Consider the following 20963-nt stretch of genomic DNA (forward strand, 5'->3'; position numbering starts at 1 on the left):
ATAAGTGATGATTCCTACTGAATTTCCCTGGCTAACAGCCATAATTCTCTTGCCCTTGGTGGCTGCCTTAGCCATTCCGCTGATTCCAGACAAAGAAGGTAAAACTGTCCGCTGGTATGGTCTGGGAGTAGCTTTCGCAGACTTTGCATTAATGATTTATGCCTTTTGGCATGGTTACGACTTTCAAAACTCAACACTCCAACTTGTAGAAAACTACTCTTGGATACCGCAATTGGGTTTGAACTGGGCTGTAGGGGTTGATGGTTTATCGATGCCCTTGGTGCTTTTGACAGGCTTAATTAACACCCTCGCAATCTTCGCGGCTTGGAAAGTTACCAACAAGCCGCGATTATTTTATGGTCTGATGCTGGCAATGTACAGCGCTCAGCTTGGCGTATTTGTTGCCCAAGATTTGCTGTTGTTCTTCTTGATGTGGGAAATCGAGTTAGTACCTGTATACTTGCTGATTTCCATCTGGGGAGGGCCAAAGCGCCGCTATGCAGCTACCAAATTCATTCTTTACACTGCCGCAGCATCAATATTTATCTTAGTTGCGGGTTTTGCGATGGCATTCTCTGGAGATACTGTCACCTTCGATATGGCAACTCTGGGAATGAAGGAATATCCCAAAGCTTTGGAACTGTTGGTTTATGCAGGTTTCTTAATTGCCTACGGTGTAAAACTGCCAATTTTCCCCTTGCACACTTGGCTACCTGATGCCCACGGTGAAGCATCAGCACCTGGTTCCATGATTTTAGCTGGTGTGTTGTTGAAAATGGGTGGTTATGCCCTCATCCGCTTCAACGTAGAAATGTTACCTAATGCCCATGTTTACTTTGCCCCAGTACTAGCGATTTTGGGTGTAGTGAACATTGTTTACGGTGCTTGCTGTGCCTTTGCCCAAACCAACCTCAAGCGTCGCTTGGCTTACTCTTCAATTGCCCACATGGGGTTTGTGTTAATAGGTATTGCTTCTTATACAGAAATTGGTATCAGTGGTGCAGTTTTACAAATGGTATCCCACGGCTTAATTGCCGCTAGCTTATTCTTCTTATCTGGTGTGACTTACGAACGTACCCACACCTTGATGATGGATAAAATGGGTGGTATCGCCAAAGTAATGCCTAGAACCTTTGCTTTGTTTACTGCTGGTGCAATGGCTTCTCTGGCCTTACCAGGAATGAGTGGTTTTGTGGGAGAGTTGATGGTGTTCCTCGGTATCGCTACCAGTGATGTTTACAGTTCTAGCTTCAAAGTTGTAGTTGTGCTGTTGTCAGCGGTTGGTGTGATTTTAACACCGATTTACTTACTTTCCATGCTCCGCCAAGTGTTCTACGGCAAGCAAAGCGAAGAGTTGCATTTGGATGCTGTTATATCCGATGTCAAACCCCGCGAATTGTTTATCACCGCTTGTTTACTTCTACCAATCATCGGCATCGGTTTTTATCCCAAGTTGGCAACGCAGACTTATGATGTGAAGACAGTAGAATTAGCGGCACATGCTCGTCAAGTTCTACCAGTTGTAGCTCATCAGCAACCATCAAGTTTGTACTCGCGTATTTTCACAGCGCCAACATTGGCTACTTCTGAGGTTGAAAGTTTAGTTAATATTTCAAAGTAAATATACTTTCCAACTAGGGTGCAACAACTAAATTATATTTTTGAGGGGAATAAAGGGGTGATTATAAAATCACCCCTTAAATTTTGTTTTTGCTGAGTAGGAGCGTACAGCTGTACGCCCATACAACTCTTTGCGTCCTTTGCAGTTCATTAAAAGAATGACTTTGACAAAAAGTTTTAGCCTTAACTGAACCGTATTGTCTATATGTTGCAAATATTTTTGGCGATGGTATTAGCAAGGATCAGGATTCTGACAAAATTTCCTGATTCAGTTTACTGAGTTTATTGACAAGGTATGTTTTGATTGTGTCTAGTTGTCGCATTTTTTCAGCAATTTCTTCAACCTTACGCTCAATAATCCTGATTTGATCTCGCTTAGACAGCGTGCCATCGCCCCACTCATTGAGCAACTGTTTAATTTCACGGAGTGTGAATCCCAGCCCTTTGCCTTGGTTAATCATCAACAAACGTTCTACTGTTTCTGGACTGTATTCTTTATAAAGTCTTGTTCCTGCTTGCCTATCGCTGGCAGTAATTAGTCCCAGTTTTTCGTAAAAACGAATCGTATCCTTTGATAAACCTGTTTTCTTGGATAGTTCACCAATCAGCATTTTAGTAACCCAAAAATTACCAAACCCTCTTGACTGTGGAGTATACTCCATAGATTACGCTGCTTGATAACAATATCTAGTTTTCTAGAAGTGATATCGAGCATGAACAAAACAGTTTTGATTACAGGTGCTTCCAGTGGAATTGGCGAAGCAACTGCCAAGTATTTCCTGCAAAAAGGTTGGAATGTTGCAGCAACCATGCGATCGCCTATTAATGCAGGAGATTGGACAAAAGCAGACAAGGTGATTTGTCCACGTCTTGATGTCACACGCCCTGAGACGATTGAAATTGCAGTCCGTGAAACGTTAGAGTGTTTTGGGCGAATTGATGTATTAGTAAATAATGCAGGATATGCCCTGATGGGGCCACTTGAAGGTGTGACGCCTGAACAATTAGAGCGGCAATTTCAAACCAATGTCTTTGGATTGGTGTCTACAATTCAAACAGTTCTTCCGATTCTGCGACAACAAGGAAGCGGCACAATTATTAATGTTACTTCAATTGGCGGTCGTTTAGCTTTTCCTCTGACTTCCTGTTACCATGCGACAAAATGGGCTGTGGAAGGGCTTTCTGAGTCTCTACGCTATGAGTTGCGTCGTTTTAATATTCAAGTCAAGATTATTGAGCCAGGTGGAATCAAAACAAATTTTATCAATCATGGTTCAGCTTGGGCAAGTCACCCAAACTATAGCGATATGGTTAAGCATGTGAAGGATTTCAGCGAGGGATTAAATAATTCATTGCCTGGCCCTGAAAAAGTCGCTAAAACTATCTACAAGGCTGCAAGCGATCGCTCACACAAGTTACGATATTCTCCACACGGCGAAGTCTTCTTTTTCATGCACGCGATTCTTCCTGATTCCTTGTGGCGATATCTTGTTACACGTCTGATGCTTGGAAGCAATAAATGAATAAGCTGTTTTGCATAAAAGATTGAGCGTTGCCAAATCAGAATATGAAATGCCAAAATTACCTTTCCTTTTCTTTGTACCTTTGCGTCTTGGCGACTTTGCGTGAGACAAATTCATATTTTTAATCAGCAACGCCAAAGATTGCATATCTAATTGTGTTGACTGATGACTGATGACTGTCATTAGTCACGCCCCTACAAGGTATCTGTTGCATTCTTTTTTCAGAAGCGATCGCTGCAAATTGTGCTATCGGAACCCCACCCCGCCAAAGCTACGCTTTGTCTCCCCTCCCCGTGAACGGGGAGGGGATTAAGGGGTGGGGTAAAACGCTGATGGAGTAAGCGTTTTAACTTAAATTGACACCAATGACAGCTGTACGCCCCTACAGGCAATTTATATGTTGCAAATATTTTTGGAAATAGTATTGGTTACAAAAAGCGAAACCAAAACAAAGTTTGCTAGATGCACCCATAAAATCAAGATAAATTTTCAGTAATATCTCTGAAGACAATTGAATAATTAGCCAATGGCAGTATTTGCGCTTTCAGTGTCACCAATCATTACTTGAGGCTTAAAAATGAACAGGTGTGCAAAGTCTGGGCGGTTTTTTTGGTACTTGCTACCGAATTTTAGCCGCTACAGTTTAACTGTTTTGCTGAGTGTAGTTTTGCTATGTGAATCAACGGGAGCATCATCCAAAAATATACCGTTGCAGATAGCACAACAAGGAACAACACAACAGGATGCAACTCGCGCCGCTGCTGAACAAGCTTTGCAAGAAGGTTTAAAACTTTACGAACAAGGGACAGCAGAATCGCTGCAAGGTGCAATTGTTAAATGGGAAGAAGCACTAGTGCTATGGCGAAAACTAGACGATAAATCTCAGCAAGCCCTTACCCTTCTTGTTATCGGTCGTGTCTACTCAGATTTAGGCGAGAAGCAACAAGCCCTCTCATTCTTCAACCAAGCTTTGCCATTATGGCGGCTTGTGGGGTATAAAGCAGGCGAGGCTGCTACCCTCAATAATATCGGTTTAGTCTACTCAGATTTAGGCGACAAGCAACAAGCCCTCTCATTCTACAACCAAGCTTTGCCATTATCTCGGCTTGTGGGGGATAAAGCAGGCGAGGCTACTACTCTCAATAATATCGGTCTTGTCTACTCAGCTTTAGGCGACAAGCAACAAGCCCTCTCATTCTTCAACCAAGCTTTGCCATTATGGCGGCTTGTGGGGTATAAAGCTGGCGAGGCTATTACTCTCAGTAGTATCGGTGTTGTCTACTCAGCTTTAGGCGACAAGCAACAAGCCCTCTCATTCTACAACCAAGCTTTGCCATTATTTCGGCTTGTGGGGCATAAAGCAGGCGAGGCTGCTACCCTCAATAATATCGGTTTAGTCTACTCAGCTTTAGGCGACAAGCAACAAGCCCTCTCATTCTACAACCAAGCTTTGCCATTATCTCGGCTTGTGGGGGATAAAGCTGGCGAGGCTATTACTCTCAGTAGTATCGGTCTTGTCTACTCAGCTTTAGGCGACAAGCAACAAGCCCTCTCATTCTACAACCAAGCTTTGCCATTATCTCGGCTTGTAGGGGATAAAGCAGGCGAGGCTACTACTCTCAATAATATCGGTTTAGTCTACTCAGATTTAGGCGACAAGCAACAAGCCCTCTCATTTTACAACCAAGCTTTGCCATTATCTCGGCTTGTAGGGGATAAAGCTGCCGTTGCTAGAACCCTCAATAATATCGGTGCTGTCTACGATGCTTTAGGCGACAAGCAACAAGCCCTCTCATTCTACAACCAAGCTTTGCCATTATGGCGGGTTGTGGGGGATAAAGCTGGCGAGGCTAGTACTCTCAATAATATCGGTTATGTCTACTATGTTTTAGGCAACAAGCAACAAGCCCTCTCATTCTACAACCAAGCTTTGCTACTGGTGCGGCTTGTGGGGGATAAAGCAAGCGAGGCTACTACCCTCGGTAATATTGCTCTCGTAGAACGAGATCAAGGCAACTTGCAAACAGCACTCACCCAAATCGAAGCAGCCATTAAAATTATTGAGGAATTACGCACCAAAGTTGCTAGCCAAGATTTACGTGCTTCTTACTTTGCCTCAAAGCAAAACGTTTACAAATTCTACATCGACTTGTTGATGCAGTTGCACAAAAAAGACCCAGCAAAAGGATATGATGGTTTGGCGCTGCAAGCAAGCGATCGCTCCCGTGCCAGAGGTTTAATAGAACTATTAACTGAAGCTAACGTAGATATTAAAAAAGGCGTTGACCCCAAATTACAAACAGAAGAACGCCGTTTACAATTACTAATTGATGCCAGAGAAAAACAACTCTCACAATTATCAAGTCAAAAACAACCACCAACCGAACTGATAACAGAAACCAAACAACAAATTGAAGATTTGTTCAAGCAACAAAAAGAACTGGAAGCACAAATTCGCGCTACTAACTCTGACTATGCTGCACTTCAATATCCTCAACCCCTCACTTTAAAAGAAATTCAGCAACAACTCGATAAAGACACTTTGCTGTTGCAGTATTCTTTGGGTGAAGAACGTAGCTATGTTTGGGCTGTGACTCCTAATTCTCTTGATAGCTATGAACTACCAGGACGCGAACAAATTAACAAAGTAGCAAAAGATTTATACAATAATTTAAGAAACCCAGGAATGAGCGGTGTTTCTCCAGAAGAAACTGGCAAAGTTGCTGAGAAATTAAGTAAACTTATTCTTGCACCTGTTGCTAACAAGTTGGGGCAAAAACGTCTAGTAATTGTTGGGGATGAAGCTTTACAATACATTCCCTTTGCGGCGTTGAATGACCTAACCCCCCTACCCCCTTCCCTGCGAGGGAAGGGGGAGCAAGATCAACTAGGGAAGGGGGAGCAAAATATACTCCCCTCTCCTCGTAGGAGAGGGGCCGGGGGAGAGGTCAATTATCAACCATTGCTAGTCAACCATGAAATTATTAGTTTGCCTTCCGCTTCTACTATTGCTATTCTCCGTAAACAAATTCAAAAGCGTTCTGTTGCACCTAAAACTCTTGCTATCCTAGCCGACCCAGTATTTAGTGTCGATGATCATCGCGTCACTGGCAAATCTGCAAATGCTGATAATAATCTCATCTTACAATCAGATGAGTCTGCTTTGAAGCGGTCAATGAGAAGCGTTGACCGCAGCGAAATTGAAAGGCTGGAAAATACTCGCACTGAAGCACAAGCAATTCTCAAACTCGTAACATCAAACAGTTTACAAGCTTTTGATTTTGACGCAAATTATAACTGGGCAACTAGCACCCAACTGAGTCAATATCGGATGCTGCATTTTGCTACCCACGGCTTTGTAGACAGCACCAACCCAGAATTATCAGGAATTGTGCTGTCGTTGGTAGACAAACAAGGTAAGCCTCAAAAAGGCTTTTTAAGGTTGAACGAAATCTTTAACCTCAACTTACCAGCGGAGTTAGTGGTGCTAAGTGCTTGTGAAACCGGACTCGGTAAGGAAGTCAAGGGTGAAGGATTGGTTGGGTTGACAAGAGGCTTAATGTATGCAGGTGCAGCACGAGTTGTGGTGTCTTTGTGGAGAGTTGACGATGAAGCGACATCATTATTAATGCAACAATTTTACAGCCAAATGTTACAGCGTGGTTTATCGCCGGCAGCAGCCCTCAGAGCGGCACAATTGCAACTTTGGCAACAAAAAAATTGGCAAAATCCCTATTCTTGGGCAAGTTTTACTTTACTCGGTGAATGGCGGTAAAGGGAATTGGGGAGTCGGCGCGGTGGTGATACCATCTCTATATGGGTAGGGCGTACTGCTGTCGGAACCCCACCCCGCCAAAGCGATGCTTTGTCGCCCCTCCCCGTTCACGGGGAGGGGTTGGGGGTGGGGTGTTTTTATTATGGGCAATTTGCCGGACATCATATGAAAAGTCTTTTTGTGTCTAGCTAGTAGGGTGCGTTATGGACAATAGTCAAACACGCACCGTAAATCTCTGGCGGTGCGTTATGCTGGCGCAATAACGCACCCTACAAAACTAAGATCCGAAACCCCAGATCTAAGATCCGAAACCCCGGATCTAAGATCCAAAACCCCGGATCTAAAATCCGAAACCCCGGATCTAAGATCCGACATCCCAGATCTAAGATCCGAAATCCCGGATCTAAAATCCAAAATCTAAAATCCAAAATCCCAAATCTAAAATCCCCCGTTCTCTCAAAGAAAACGGGGGTTTACAAGTTAGGAAACTACAATCTGACGGATGAGAATACTCATCACTTCATCACCGTTTCCGGTTGGTAATAGTGGACTCCAGTCTCCCACGTTTGCATAGCCAATCACTTGCAAATAGTGGATTGTCCCAGTAACGGCTTTGGGAGAACCTATCAGTAAATGCTTTATCGGTTCTCTGGTAGGTAAGAGTTTTGCAAAAGATTGCTTAGGAGTGGGTGTATTTGAGTCTTCGCTTGGCAAATAACCCTCAAACTCTCCTTTGGCAAAGTCTTGATCATCTCCGGACTGTTTTTCTTGTGTCATGATAGTGTTGACTCCTATTTAGGTGTTCAAAGAAGGGCGATCGCAGTGCCTTGCTACAGGGGCGATCGCCTTTCTTGTACATTTGACTGTACATTTATAATATAAAGTATAATTTTATACTTTGCAATCCCTAATTGCAAAAATTTTTTTGTCATTAGTTTAGGACTTATACAGTTAAATTATTTGTTGAGGTTGGGAATTGGGAATTGAGGCAGTATCATGGCGTAGGAATCTCGCACTGTCAACAATTCAAGGTGCGTTTGGGTTTTGTTTGTGTAGACGCGGTTTTTAACCGCCCATTTCCCTGTTGCAAAAAATGCAACCGACACGAGTTTATTTGAGCAACTTCATAAAATAACAATAAAATTACCAAAAAGGGGAAAAGAAAAAGGGGAAGGGGAAGGGAATTAAAGTTAAAACTTTTCCCCATATGGTATAAAGCCCCTATTTTTAAATATGGGGTTTCCTTCCCCTTCCCCTTCTTCATAAATGGCAGTATTTTTGTCAATGTGATTATTGCCAAAAATCATTATTTTTCATTACTCGTGGATAAATTCTGTGAAGATGATGTTGAAATCTAAACAATTTATTTTTCCCTGTGTAGGAATAATTAGTACAGCAGTTTTAGGTATTTGGGCATCAGTATCAGCCCAAACACAATCTCAAAAAGCTCTACCAAGTTTTACTAAAGTCCAAAATCCTACAGAATTTAAATTACAAGGTAAGGGCGAACCTTCCGTACCGAATCAGTCTGAGCAATCTCCCGGAGGAACACGGGTAATAATTGGTTCTAAAGATGACCGGATTCCCATGACTAGCAGAAATTATCCTTGGTCAGCAGTTGGAAAGATTGAAGGAATAGCTGATGATGATAGTGGTTATAGTTGCACGGGAACGTTGATTGCGGAAGACGTTGTTTTAACCAATGCTCATTGTGTGGTTAATCCTGACACTCGAAAGGTAAGTAAAGCGATCGCATTTCTGCCAAACTTAGTTAACGGTGTTGTCCGCGATAAAAATGATATTGCTTATGCAACTAGAGTTTATTACGGCACAGACTTTAAAAATAGGAATTTAGCAGACTTTGCCCAAGATTGGGCACTACTAAAGCTGGACAAACCCATCGGTAGAAAATACGGTTATTTAGGTTGGAAATCTCTGCCTGCTTCTGTTTTGGTTGGTGATAGCAAAAAGTTTGCTTTAGTAGGCTACTCCGGCGATTTTCCAGATCCTAAAAAAGAAGGATATGAAGACTTAACAGCGGGTAAAAGTAATACTGCTGGCGTTCATATAGGATGTAGTATTATACGCCAAAAGGATAATTTGCTTTACCACAATTGTGATACTAATAGCGGTGCCTCCGGAGGAGCAATTATCGGCAATTTTGACGGTAAATATTATATTGTTGCCCTTCACTCCGGTGCAAACGAAGTTAATGGTTTGCTGTTGAACCGTGCAGTAGAAATGTCTCGTTTGGATGAATGGTTGCAACAAAATTAGTTTAAGTTGACTTATGACTGATAACTGTTAAGTGATGACTGATGACGGTTAACGGTACAAATGATAAATGACCGTTGTGAATAATCACTATGTTGAGGCTTAGGTCATGATGAAGAGTAGCAAATATAAAACGCTAAATGCAAATTCCACGAACTATTTTACAATCCCAAATCCCAAATCCAAAATCTAAAATCCAAAATTGTACAAGGAGTTAAATCAATGACTAAAAAGCCTTTCTATAAACAAAGTTTGGCTTTATTTTTTACTGCAATTCTTGGTGTCACAACATTAGGTGGTTGGGTATCTGTTCAAGCCCAAGCAAATAGAGAAGCACCACAAACTACCCCGCCTAAATTCACTAATTTTAAAGATGCAGATAAATTGCCATTATCACAAAGTGGTAAACCTTACAAACCTTCTACATTAAATCAGTCTGAAAAACCTACTGGAGGTGTTAGGGGAATTCCTGACGGTATAGACGATCGCGTCCCCATGCTGAGCAGAGAATATCCTTGGTCTACTATCGGTCGCGTGCAAGGAACAACAGCCGATGCCAAAAGCTATCATTGCACAGGGACTTTAATTTTTGACAATATAGTTTTGACAAATTCCCATTGTGTTATTGACCCTGAAACCCATCAATTAAGTAAACAAATTCTGTTTCTACCAAACGTTATTAATGGTAATGTGCAAAATAAAAGAGACATAGCTCTGGTAGAGCAAGTGATTTATGGTACTGATTTCAAAGGCGATCGCATTACCAATCAAGTTAACGATTGGGCAATTTTGAAAATTAATAAACCTCTAGGTCGCAAGTATGGTTAAATCGGATGGAAATCTATACCTTCTTCAGCTCTAATTAAGAACCGAGAAAAATTCTTCTTCGTAGGCTATTCTGGAGACTTTCCCGATCCCAGTAAAAAAGGTTATGAATTCCTGAGTGCTGGCCCTGGATGGACTGCTGGATTTCAAGCTGGATGTAGTATTGTCGGAGAAGAACAAGAAATACTATTTCATGATTGTGACACTGCCGGTGGTTCTTCTGGCGGGCCAATCATTGGTTTAATAGATGGTGAACCCTACATTGTCGCCCTTAACAATGCCGAGATTAAAGACCCTAAATCTCGACGAGATATAGTCAACTTGGCAGTGAAAATCTCTTTCTTGGATCAGTTGGCTGGTAGAAATTAGTCAGTTGTCAGTGGTCAGTGGTCAGTTGTCAGTTGTCAGTTGTCAGTGGTCAGTTGTCACTGTTCATTTCTCCCTCATCTCCCTCATCTCCCCATCCCCCCATCTCCTACCTGCTGGCAGAAAATACAATAAAAATAAACACTAACTATGAACCAGGTAGACTACCTCAGGATTAGCTTAATCGATCGCTGCAATTTTCGTTGTCAGTACTGTATGCCAGAGGGAGCAGAACTGGACTATATTCTCAACCAACAACTGTTAACTGATGAGGAATTACTCACCCTCATTCAAGAAGTATTTATTCCCCTTGGCTTTCGGCGGTTTCGTTTGACTGGGGGGGAACCTCTACTGCGTCCCCGTGTGGTGGAGTTAGTACGGGCGATCGCATCTTTTCCCCAAACTCAAGATTTGTCAATGACGACCAACGCCTTTTTACTTGCTCCCATAGCACAAAACCTTTACGATGCAGGTTTACGACGCATTAATATCAGCCTCGACTCTCTTGATAGCGATACTTTTGACCAAATTATCGGTAATCGCGGTCGCCCTCGTTGGCAACGAGTCTGGGATGGAATTCAAGCCGCTCATCGTGTCGGATTTGACCCTTTGAAACTTAATGTAGTGGTAATTCCTGGGGTCAATGACCACGAAATTCTGGATTTAGCCGCCTTGACAATTGACAAACAATGGCATGTGCGGTTTATTGAATTTATGCCTATCGGTAATGGGGAATTATTTAGCGATCGCGGTTGGGTAACTTCAGCCGAATTACGACAACGCATCCGTGATCGCTGGGGCTTGACAGAATCTCAAGTTTGTGGTGCTGGCCCTGCTGATATCTTTCAAATTCCGGGAGCGAAGGGAACACTGGGATTTATTAGTCAGATGTCCGAGTGTTTTTGCGATCGTTGTAACCGGATGCGCCTGAGTGCTGATGGTTGGCTGCGTCCCTGTTTATTAAATGAAACTGGTCAAATTGACTTAAAAACTTCTCTGCGTGCTGGTATTAGCACCACCCAATTACGAGAGCAAGTCAGACACCTATTAGCAATCAAGCCAGAAATTAACTTCAAAGGGCGCGACACTGGTACTTCGGGTACGTATAGCCGTACCATGTCGCAAATTGGTGGATAAAAAAGTTATGAGTTATGAGTTATGAATTGAAGATTTTAACTCTTAACTCCTAACTCTTAACTCCTAACTCCTTAAGCTTGACGTGAGTAGTATTCCACCACAAGTAGTTCGTTAACTTGCAGTGCTACCCATTCGCGCTCAATCACACCGTTAACTTTGCCAACCAATTTGTTTTTGTCAAACTCCAGATGACTGGGAAGGTTAGCCAAGCCGGGATATTGCAAGTTGTTTTCTACCAACTTCTTCGACTGTTCGCGTTCGCGGACAGCAATAACTTCACCAGGACGAACCTGGTAGCTGGCAATATTCACTACACGACCATTAACTGTCACATGACCGTGATTCACTAGCTGACGCGCTGCTGGAATTGTGGGAGCCATACCCAAGCGGAAAACGGTGTTATCCAAGCGCATTTCTAACAGTTGTAGCAGCACTTGTCCGGTAGAACCAGTCACACGTCTAGCTTTACGTACATAGCGTAGCAGTTGCTTTTCTGTCAGACCATAGTTCATCCGGAGTTTTTGCTTTTCCTCTAGACGGATAGCATACTCAGAGCGTTTTTTGCGGTTTTGGCCGTGCTGGCCTGGCGGATAAGCGCGTCTGGCGCTTTTACGAGTTAATCCTGGTAAGTCGCCCAAGCGACGTACAATTCTAAGGCGTGGCCCTCTATATCGGGACATGAGTTTCCTTAATCTAATCCTGTTTTAACTTTACCCAGACATACTATTTTGACATTCCTCACGCTAAAAGTGCGAGGATTCTTGGGCTAAATCCCGCCTCCGTCAGCAACGCTGATTTTGGTCTTACAGTTTTATGTCTAGTCCGACTACACTTTTACAGCAAGCACTCTGATGGACTACTCCCCAAGCGTAAGTTTCCGTGTGTCCCACGGTACATATTCAATTCTTTTTGTCCTTTCTGTGTGGATTATTAATTATGCCATTGACAGACAGGAATTTTGAGATCACGGAGTAGGACGTTAAACCTGTTTCCTCATCGTTCTCACAGTTAGAGACCGATTCTCCATTTTATCAAAGAGTCGCTCTAGAGGGGCAAGGTTTTAAACCCTATTTTTCGATAAATACCAACAAATCATAATTTAATTAGCAAAAATCATAAATTTCTTCATCAAATTTTAATGTTATGGGCATAATATTTCAGTAGTGAGCAATTCGCACCCGCTTTCAAGAAACGTAGGGAGTAGGGAGTGGGGGTTTGAAAGTGTTTGTTTCATCAGTCATCAGTTATCAGCCAACCGAAATTTCCTGTTTTGCCAAAGAGTTGATGCATATTTGAGTTAGCATAACCTTGGGTGTTTGGAGAATGGCAATGTCCAAAACAAAAATTAGCAGAGGTGGAACCCCACAAGGTAGTTCTACTGGAAGGTTTACGAATAGGGCAATTCGGCTGACAGTACCAGTATTAGCTATAGCTGGATGGCTAGCTGCGATCGCCCCAGGTATAGCTATCACCGCCCGCTATAACAATGATTACCGTGTCTGTGCAGGCAGAATCTTGACGAATACCGAGGGGGTGAATACACAAGCAATATCAGAAGCTTGTGCAACTTCACTACGTCCAAGGGATTTGGCTACCTGCGTGGTTGATATTAAGAAGAAGACACAAATTGTTGCTACGGATGCCCTTTCTTATTGTAGCCAGGCTCGCCGTCCTTTGGATTATGGCTACTGTGTAGTTAACATTAGTCAGAATACTCAAAATGCAATTAACCCAGCAGTTTTAAATTATTGTGGTCGTAGTTTGTTGCCTACACGTTTTGCTCAGTGTGTAGTGGGCTTGCGTGGTGAAATCAAAGAACTAGAACCCACTCCAGCACTGGATACTTGTATTGATGGTAGCGATCGCATTGGTGGTCTTACACCTTCATCTACATTATCACCATCTCAAAGCCCTACGGAATCTAGTCCCAATGTTGAGACTAATCCACTACCTGTGATTCCAGGTAGCCAGTAAATTCTTGCTGTTCTACTTTGACTGCAATCTGAGTTTTTTATTTAGTCGATGGGAGATTTTTTCACTCACCTACCGCTGAAAAATAAGGCAGAGTAGAGACGCTATTGCTGTCAGATTAACAGGGCTTACGCATGGACTACAATTTTACGTCATTACGAGCTTAGCGTTGTAATCGCAAAAGCTTAGGTTTTTCGTCACGAGTGCGTAAGTCCTAATTAATTTGAAACTGTTGTAATCATTTGATACCGAGTTCATTCAATTAGCAATCAATTCCGAAAAACCTCACCCAATTTTGTCTAACAAAAAACTACCTCTCAGCCTTTGTGAGGAAGTGATTAAGGGTTGGTGTAAATCACTATGGATGGAGTCTTTGTACTGCTAAGCGGAAGGTTTCTGCTAATATAGAAATTACGCAAGATTACAAGTTGTAGCAGCAATTCATTAATTGCCGCTACAGCTAAATCAGCTTTCGACTATAGCTTGTAAGTACTGTATCAATTAGCCTCCATAACTGTTGTAGCACGGAAAAACCTAGACATGAAGTGAGTTTCCGCAGGATACCGCAGAGGAAAAAAAGTCATGAGGGTTTGAGGGATTCTTACGTAAGTCCTATGAGTCTAAAAATTAAATAGCCAGCTTCCTGAACTCATACCAATTTTCCAAAACAAAGTAACAGATTTCAAATATAAACTGTCGAAGCTCTGATTAAATCTGACTTTCTTAATTACGAATTGGTATCAGTACCAGCCTAATGCTTTACTGAAGCGCATGGCAACGGACAAATATTGCTCATTGAGGTAGGAACACAAGCTGCACCTCTTCATATGTATGGCAATAAACTGCCCGTTGCAGTTGTTGGATAGTCGGTATTCATCTCGCCAACTACTATATTTTAAGAGCGTTTTACCTGGGAAAAAATTTAGACAAAAATGGCGAGGAATTAATTTGTTGACTGTTGAATTGTCAGTCTTCTTTCCTGCCAAAAACCATTTGTAAAATCATTGGAATGCCGCCACTTTGGTGATATCTATCTGCCCAAGCACGGATAATTTCATCCAATTCTTCCATAGCCTGATCCCATTTCTCTGGTGGGATATCCAGTTCTTCTAAAGCACGCATGGCATTTGGTCGCCGTTCTGCCCAATCTTTCATCATCCGGAAATACCGAGCAGTGTCTTCGACCATAATGTAGGTACGCTCTTGGTCGTCTGCTGGTGCATAAAAAGGACGAGTCAGAGCGTAGAAAGGCATTCCCCAAGGAGAATCAATACGGGTGACTGTGCCTGAATATAACAGACGGCGCTTGATATGTTCTGCTAAGGCTTCACTTAAAACCATCTGATGCTCAGGTGGTAAGCCTTCTTGCGATCGCTTGTGCAGAAATTCAATCAATTCCAGAAATTCAAACGATGTGACTAACTGAGCATCGGGTAGATTACTCGGTAATTTTTGCTCAATTTGTCTTTTTTCCTCACTTGTTAAACTTGTACCAGGAACGCGCGATCGCCCTGGTTGCCAAGGATACTTTTCCATCCAAACGTAGGGCAACTGAATCAGATACCGAGGTTCTTGAGAACCCAGCATCTTCAACAATTTACCCTCTGTTAATGCCTGTCTGACTTCCTCAACGATAATTTTGACTCGTTTTGGCTCTAGGTGGTGCAAATGCCCAGTCATCCGCAGGTTTTGTCCCTGCTCTAGATAGGTCATGTAAATTGCACATTTAGCTGCCGTTGCTGCTGCATCTAAGAATGCCCCATGCCTGTGCCCACTTGTCCGCATGGCACTAAAAGCCAGATAAAGCATAATCTGATCCATCGCACTGGGGCCGAGTTGTTTGATCAGATCTACGTCGTTACTCATATTACAAATTATTTGGATAGCAAGTTTACACGATTATTAGTCAAAGGAAAGTAAGTAGCATACACCCGAATGGAGGCAATTTATTCACTCCAGGCTGTTTATCACGCATTAACTCTGAAATGTTTATTAGCTAGAATCGTTCACCTCCGTATTTTCTGGCGTACACCCAGAATCTTGTGTTTTTTGTGAAAGTTGACTTGTATCTGACCGGAAAATCATCAAATAACATCAGCTTTCCTCAATTGTGACTTCATAAAATCACAAGCAACCTTTGTGCTTCTTACTAGTACTCTACAAAGACTTCTTGCGATATCCGGGTTTTCCCCACCCTTTACGAGCAACAATGAGAAAACTATTTTGGCTAGGTACCCACATCAGGCAGATCTCATTGGAATTTAAATATATTCCCAAAGTCTAAAGATGTTTGGGAACGGCTGAGGTAGAAGTCACTATTACACCTTGATCACACCGATTAGCTCCACTAGGAAGGTTTTAACCACTATACTGCCCAAGGATTACGGTGATTTATCGGCAGTATCAGTAGTTTGCTATAAGGGCAATCATAGACTTCAAATAAGGCAGATGATTCCAACTTCAGGATACCTTTTGTCTTTTTATAGTATGATATTCCATTTTTACAGCCTTTTTGTCAATTTTGTATGAAGTAATCTATTTTTAATTTTTTGGTAATTATTATTTAAATACTTTATATACAACCAAGTATTAAGGTTTGCTGATATTTCCCTAGATCTGAAAAAGCAAAATTTCAGTCAGACTTTGGCATTAAAAGAACAAATAAGAAAGCTATGATACAGATCAAATCAACGGCTTATGTTCATTCACGAAATCACTTTTCCCAGCTGTTCATTTGTAACAAATTGTAGTGTGGCTGTATTAGCCCTGATCCAGCAATACTTGTGGTCACATTTATCAGAGGCAAGGAAAGCCAAGAGTAAGAGGAAGACAACGATAAATTCTTTTCCCCAATGCCCAATGCCCAATTTCATACATGGTAGTAAAAATTTTTCTTTGGGACTGGCTTTTTGGACTAGTCATCGAGAGTAAAAATTTAAAAGTTAAAAGTGAACAGTTAAAAGATCAAGCTCTGCTTTTAACGTTACACTTTTAACTTTTATGACTTGAGGCTTGCTGCTATGCGTCATTTAATGTTATTGACTAGATGCTTTCACTCCCGATCGCATTTTTTCAAAGCTGAAAGCTGCGACTCCGAAAGTTACAAACAAGACTCCCAAAATCTGTACAATATCCAAAGTTTCCTGAAGCATCAGACCCGCAAAAATTACGGTTAAAATTGGTACGCCTGCACCAATAATCGCGGCTCGTGATGCCCCAAGTTTGCCAATTCCCACATGATTGAATACGTAGCTAGAAAGAGTCAGTACACCCAAAATAAAAGCACTTAAGACTATTTCAAGCAATTTAGATTGTTCAACTATCAGGCTCCAGGTTTCTGGCAAAGGCAACATTAAACCGATAAAGCTCAACGCCAACATGGTAGAAAAATTAATTAAAGTGAAAGACACTGGATGTACTTTAGTAGCACACATCCTTGTCAGAATCACGTAGCAGGCGAAAGCCAAACCGGCGAAAATTGCTGTAGTGGCTGCTAGGGGAATATTCTCGATACCGCTACTCACAGAACTTCCGAATACCAGCAATTCCCCACAGAAAATAGAGCCGATCGCAATGGCGCGGAAGGAATTCGGGCGATCGCGGAACAGGAACCAAGACAGAAGTCCATTAAACAGCGGATAGACAAAGAATAGCGCGATCACTGTCCCAGTGGCGATTTGACCAATGGCTAGGTAGATTAACACTTGAGATAAAAACAAAAAACAGCCACTGGCGATGGATAGCTGCAAAATTTTCTGCTGATTTTTGGCATTACCAGGAGTAGAACTACTCCGTGTTGATGTAATTAAATTTTGTAAGTCTTGCCAGACCTGGGGATACATGATGGGAGCCAGCAGTATCATTAGCGGCACAACCACCATTAACCGTAAAGTTAAAATCAGGAAAATATTACCCAAAGTTGGTGATATTAAACCCTCCGCCATCACTCCCGCTATCTCGGAGGCTTGGTAAAACATCTGTTTGATAGCAACATTATAAAGCGATGTCAGCACTGTTGATAACACCACCAACAAGAAACCTATCTGAATTGGTGACAACGTTGAACTTCCAAGCGATCGCGGTGGTGAAGATGTCCTTCTTGGCTTGGTTGCTGGTGCAGGAGGCGGGGATTTAGTACCACTGTTGGACAAGTCCCTATTCAGTACAGAAATCGGTTCTTTAGTATTTTTCTGGACAGATGGGGGTTTATTCTCGCCAGACGAGTTCTTGGGACTAACACTAGTTGGCTCGATAACCGTTTCCTTGGGTTTTTCTGATGTCGTCTCGTCCTCCGACAAGTCCCTACTCAGTACTGAAATTGGTTCAGATACAGTTGCAAGTACGGTTTCGGACACAGAAGGCGAGGATTCAGTATTGCTCTGTGATAATTCCTGAGAAATATTGGTAGTCGGTTCAGCAGTGCTTTTTGTGACTTCTGCTAAAAGTGGATATGTTTGTGGTGAACTCTCCTGTGGTTGTTCAGGAGGTTGCAATACAGTGTTTGGTGATTTTACTGCTTCTACTAACTCTGGTTTTGTTTGTAGTGAACTCTCTTGTAGTGGTTCAGGAGGTTGCAATACAGTATTTGGTGATGTTACTGCTTTTACTAACTCTGGTTTTGTTTGTGGTGAACTCTCTTGTGGTTGTTCAAGAGGTTGCAATACAGTTGGCGGTGATACTGTGACTATTTGTACCGACGCTGGTTTTGTTTGTGGGGAACTCTGTGCTGGTTGCTCAGAAGGTTGCACCACAGTGGTTGGTGATATTACTGCTGCTTTTGAAGCTTCTTTAAGTGTTTTTGTGAGTTCTTCACGCAGGTTATTAGTGAACTGCTCTAGAATTGCTTCTCCCTGTTGTTGTTGGCTGTACATCCGTGACAACTGTTGCGAGATATCACTTTGATAATTCTTCAGTTCCTGTTGCAACGAATTAAAGGCGATGGTCAGGGTATCATCCAGAGTACCGAGTAGTTGTTCAGTATTTTCATTGTTCTGGATGGTGGAGTTCTTAGAGTTTTGGGCTGAACTTAGTGCAGCTCGTTCTTGGGAGCTAGTTTCTATGACTTGGCTAGCTAGAGTCGTCAGTGATGATTGCAGTTGGGAGCATATGTGCTTCGCCAAAGCTTCTGCTAGCTGACGGATTAATACTTGCTGCTCAGTAATTTGTCGCACATGTTGCAGGTGTTCTTTCTCCTCTATGAGCTGTTGAATTTCAACAGCTAAACGGTCTTTTTCCCCTTGGAGCCGTTTTATTTCTTCCTGCAAAGATCTCAGTACATTCTGCTGGAGATTCTCCAAATCCTCCACAATAGCCCACAGAGCGGTCTCTGCTGTTCTGGATAGCTCACCTCTGACTCGCGGGTTGTCTGGTCGCTTTTCAAATCGCCCCATTAGCTTCTAACCTCTAACAAATTGACGATAAAGCTGCTTCCCGTAAACTTGCTTGGTACTCATACATAAGTTTCCTGTATTTTGTCAGATAATCTAAAAGTTTTAGCAGGATCTACGCATATCAACGTAATTCTGTCATGCTGAACACAGGTTGGCAAAGTATATAAATTTATGCTCTCCACAGCTTAATGTGCTGTGTTATCTTCAACATCACAGACAGCAGTCCATCGGTCTTATTTCTATCTTTCGTTTTCAAGTGAGATTTTTCTGGGAGAAAATATCTCACCTAATATAAATACTTATGATTTTTGTAGCAATACTAATTGTCAAAGTCTTGCAAATCGATGCCTTGCTAAAACTGAGTTACTGGAGTTTTTAAATCTATATCTAAATTTTTACAGAATGTAACTTGTGAAACAGTATATATCTCTAATGGAGATTAAAGTAATCATTTACAGAAATTAAAAGTATTACTATCTCCTGCACAATATTTTAGTGAATTAACAGCGATTCTGCAAAACAGTGCTGAGTGCTGAGTGCTGAGTGCTGTAGATGCTTCTGCGGTGTTAGCGTAGCGTTAGCGACGTAGGAGCGTCGGGGGTCGCAGTCAAAGGATGCATGGTATTGCTGAGTTAGGAGCCAGTAAAGTTTCATGATTTCTGGTATAGGTGTTCATGAGGGCTAGTTAGCTGAGTTTAAAGGAAAAAAATCCGGGCGATGCTGAAGATGGCAGCGCTGAGTAATGCACTCAAGGGAACTGTAATTAGCCATGCGGCTGCAATTCCTTTTAAAGTTTGAAATTTAATTGAATTGATATTTTGCACCAATCCAATACCCACTACACCGCCAACAAGGGCGTGGGAAGTGGAGACGGGTAAACCTAACCGGGATGCTAGTAGGATGGTGGTAGCGGTTGCGAGTTCAGCACAGAATCCACTGCTAGGTTGTAAGGAAATGATGTTTTCGCCAATGGTGGCAATGACTTTTTTTCCCCAGATGGCTAAACCAGCGACAATACCAGCACCGCCCAAGATTAAAATCCACAAGGGAGTGTTGATCCCATCGGTAGGTACGCTCCCAGTACGATTAATGTAAGCGATCGCAGCCAAAGGAGCGATCGCGTTGCCAACATCATTAGAACCATGAGCAAAAGCCACAAAACAAGCACTCAGTACTTGAAAGCGGGCAAATAAACTTTCAATGGCATTAGGGAATCGGGAATTGGGAATTGGGAATTGGGAATTGGGAATTGGGGAAAACTCACTTCCCTGCTCCTCTGCACCCCTGCACCCCTGCACCCCTGCTTCCATATGATCGAGTTGTCGCCAACTGATAACGGTGAGTCCAACTGCTGCTACTGCACCTGTTAATAAGGAGATGTCGTGAGGAGGTATGGTTAATCCTATTTGATCCCGCAAAAAATTGGTTAGTGGTTGAGTGAGGGAGGGTAGCACAATTACACCAAATACCCCTAGTAAAACAGCACTCAACCAGGGAATCCATTCTCTTAACTGTCGTATTTGATTAGGTTGATTCAAAATCCAGTGCTTGATTTGACTATAGAACAAAGCAGAAATAGCACCACTGATAATCGGCGTTAAAACCCAGCCGATGGTTATCGAGCCAATCGATGACCAATCAATTGCACCCACTCCTAAAGCTACCCAACTAAATCCAGCGATCGCACCGACAACCGCATGAGAAGAAGATACAGGTAAACCCCGTGAGGTAGCAATTTGCAGCCATATACCAGACGATAGTAGTACTGTCACCATCCCCAAAACTAATATTTGAGGTGTGGCGGCAAATAAGGCAGGATTAGCAACTTTAGTTGCCAAGGTTTCCGTTACCTCTTGCCCAAACAATACTGCACCCGTAAACTCTAATATTCCGGCAATAATTATTGCCTGTCTTAGAGTAATGGCTTTGGAACCTACTGAGGTTCCCATCGCATTAGCAACGTCGTTAGCTCCGAGATTCCAAGCAACGTAAAAGGCTAGTAGAGCAACTATAAGTAATGTAATTGTCATTTTGATGTTTGGGGAGAGGGGGGAGACCCGGAAGAGGGGAGATGGGGAGGTG

General features: G+C 42.4%; 14 protein-coding genes. 7 read left to right on the forward strand and 7 right to left on the reverse strand.

Features of this window, described 5'->3' with window-relative positions; all coding sequences use genetic code 11:
* The first annotated feature begins 7 nt into the window (after positions 1-7).
* The gene (locus I8748_RS17755; protein WP_198125907.1) at positions 8-1621 is read left to right on the forward strand and encodes an NAD(P)H-quinone oxidoreductase subunit 4; all 1614 of its coding nucleotides are present in this window, start codon (positions 8-10) and stop codon (positions 1619-1621) included.
* 241 nt (positions 1622-1862) lie between these two features.
* On the opposite strand, the gene I8748_RS17760 is transcribed toward I8748_RS17755, so the two are convergent.
* Positions 1863-2231, reverse strand: a complete 369-nt coding sequence (locus I8748_RS17760) for a MerR family transcriptional regulator (RefSeq protein WP_214662628.1) — start codon at positions 2229-2231, stop codon at positions 1863-1865.
* A 102-nt stretch (positions 2232-2333) separates the two neighbouring features.
* On the opposite strand from I8748_RS17760, the gene I8748_RS17765 reads away from it, so the two are divergent.
* Entirely contained in the window at positions 2334-3143 is an 810-nt protein-coding gene (locus I8748_RS17765) for an SDR family oxidoreductase (protein WP_214662629.1), read from the forward strand.
* Between the two features lie 577 nt (positions 3144-3720).
* Positions 3721-6918, forward strand: a complete 3198-nt coding sequence (locus tag I8748_RS17770) for a CHAT domain-containing tetratricopeptide repeat protein (protein WP_198125897.1) — start codon at positions 3721-3723, stop codon at positions 6916-6918.
* Positions 6919-7398: 480 nt separating this feature from the next.
* Here the strand turns inward: I8748_RS17770 and I8748_RS17775 are convergent, their stop codons facing one another.
* A complete protein-coding gene (locus tag I8748_RS17775; protein WP_198125898.1) occupies positions 7399-7695 on the reverse strand; it encodes a hypothetical protein in 297 nt (98 codons plus the stop codon).
* Positions 7696-8259: 564 nt separating this feature from the next.
* Here I8748_RS17775 and I8748_RS17780 point away from each other — a divergent pair.
* The 3 genes from I8748_RS17780 to moaA all read left to right on the forward strand — a co-directional run bounded on the left by I8748_RS17780 (position 8260) and on the right by moaA (position 11520).
* Positions 8260-9195 (forward strand): trypsin-like serine peptidase, encoded by a 936-nt coding sequence (locus I8748_RS17780; RefSeq protein WP_198125899.1) that lies wholly within the window; start codon positions 8260-8262, stop codon positions 9193-9195.
* Between the two features lie 219 nt (positions 9196-9414).
* The gene (locus I8748_RS36065) at positions 9415-10020 is read left to right on the forward strand and encodes a trypsin-like serine peptidase (RefSeq protein ID WP_318781236.1); all 606 of its coding nucleotides are present in this window, start codon (positions 9415-9417) and stop codon (positions 10018-10020) included.
* A 513-nt stretch (positions 10021-10533) separates the two neighbouring features.
* On the forward strand, positions 10534-11520 hold the full coding sequence (gene moaA / locus I8748_RS17790; RefSeq protein WP_198125900.1) for a GTP 3',8-cyclase MoaA: 987 nt from the start codon (positions 10534-10536) through the stop codon (positions 11518-11520).
* Between the two features lie 71 nt (positions 11521-11591).
* On the opposite strand, the gene rpsD is transcribed toward moaA, so the two are convergent.
* Positions 11592-12200 carry a 30S ribosomal protein S4 gene (gene rpsD, locus I8748_RS17795; protein ID WP_096557265.1) on the reverse strand — a complete coding sequence of 203 codons (609 nt, stop codon included), beginning with the start codon at positions 12198-12200 and terminating at the stop codon, positions 11592-11594.
* A gap of 649 nt (positions 12201-12849) precedes the next feature.
* Here rpsD and I8748_RS17800 point away from each other — a divergent pair.
* On the forward strand, positions 12850-13494 hold the full coding sequence (locus I8748_RS17800) for a hypothetical protein (protein ID WP_225896460.1): 645 nt from the start codon (positions 12850-12852) through the stop codon (positions 13492-13494).
* A gap of 963 nt (positions 13495-14457) precedes the next feature.
* On the opposite strand, the gene hetR is transcribed toward I8748_RS17800, so the two are convergent.
* The 4 genes from hetR to I8748_RS17815 form a co-directional block, all read right to left on the reverse strand.
* On the reverse strand, positions 14458-15357 hold the full coding sequence (gene hetR, locus I8748_RS17805; RefSeq protein WP_096557264.1) for a heterocyst differentiation master regulator HetR: 900 nt from the start codon (positions 15355-15357) through the stop codon (positions 14458-14460).
* A 1169-nt stretch (positions 15358-16526) separates the two neighbouring features.
* Entirely contained in the window at positions 16527-18881 is a 2355-nt protein-coding gene (locus tag I8748_RS17810; protein ID WP_198125901.1) for a DMT family transporter, read from the reverse strand.
* Positions 18882-19373: 492 nt separating this feature from the next.
* Positions 19374-19535: a hypothetical protein gene (locus tag I8748_RS34640; RefSeq protein WP_214662630.1), complete on the reverse strand. Its 162-nt coding sequence runs from the start codon at positions 19533-19535 to the stop codon at positions 19374-19376.
* Positions 19536-19576: 41 nt separating this feature from the next.
* Positions 19577-20911, reverse strand: coding sequence for an inorganic phosphate transporter (locus I8748_RS17815; RefSeq protein ID WP_198125902.1), 1335 nt, complete (start codon positions 20909-20911; stop codon positions 19577-19579).
* Positions 20912-20963 lie beyond the last annotated feature (52 nt).

It is taken from the genome of Amazonocrinis nigriterrae CENA67, assembly GCF_016056305.1.
Classification (GTDB): Bacteria; Cyanobacteriota; Cyanobacteriia; order Cyanobacteriales; family Nostocaceae; genus Amazonocrinis; species Amazonocrinis nigriterrae.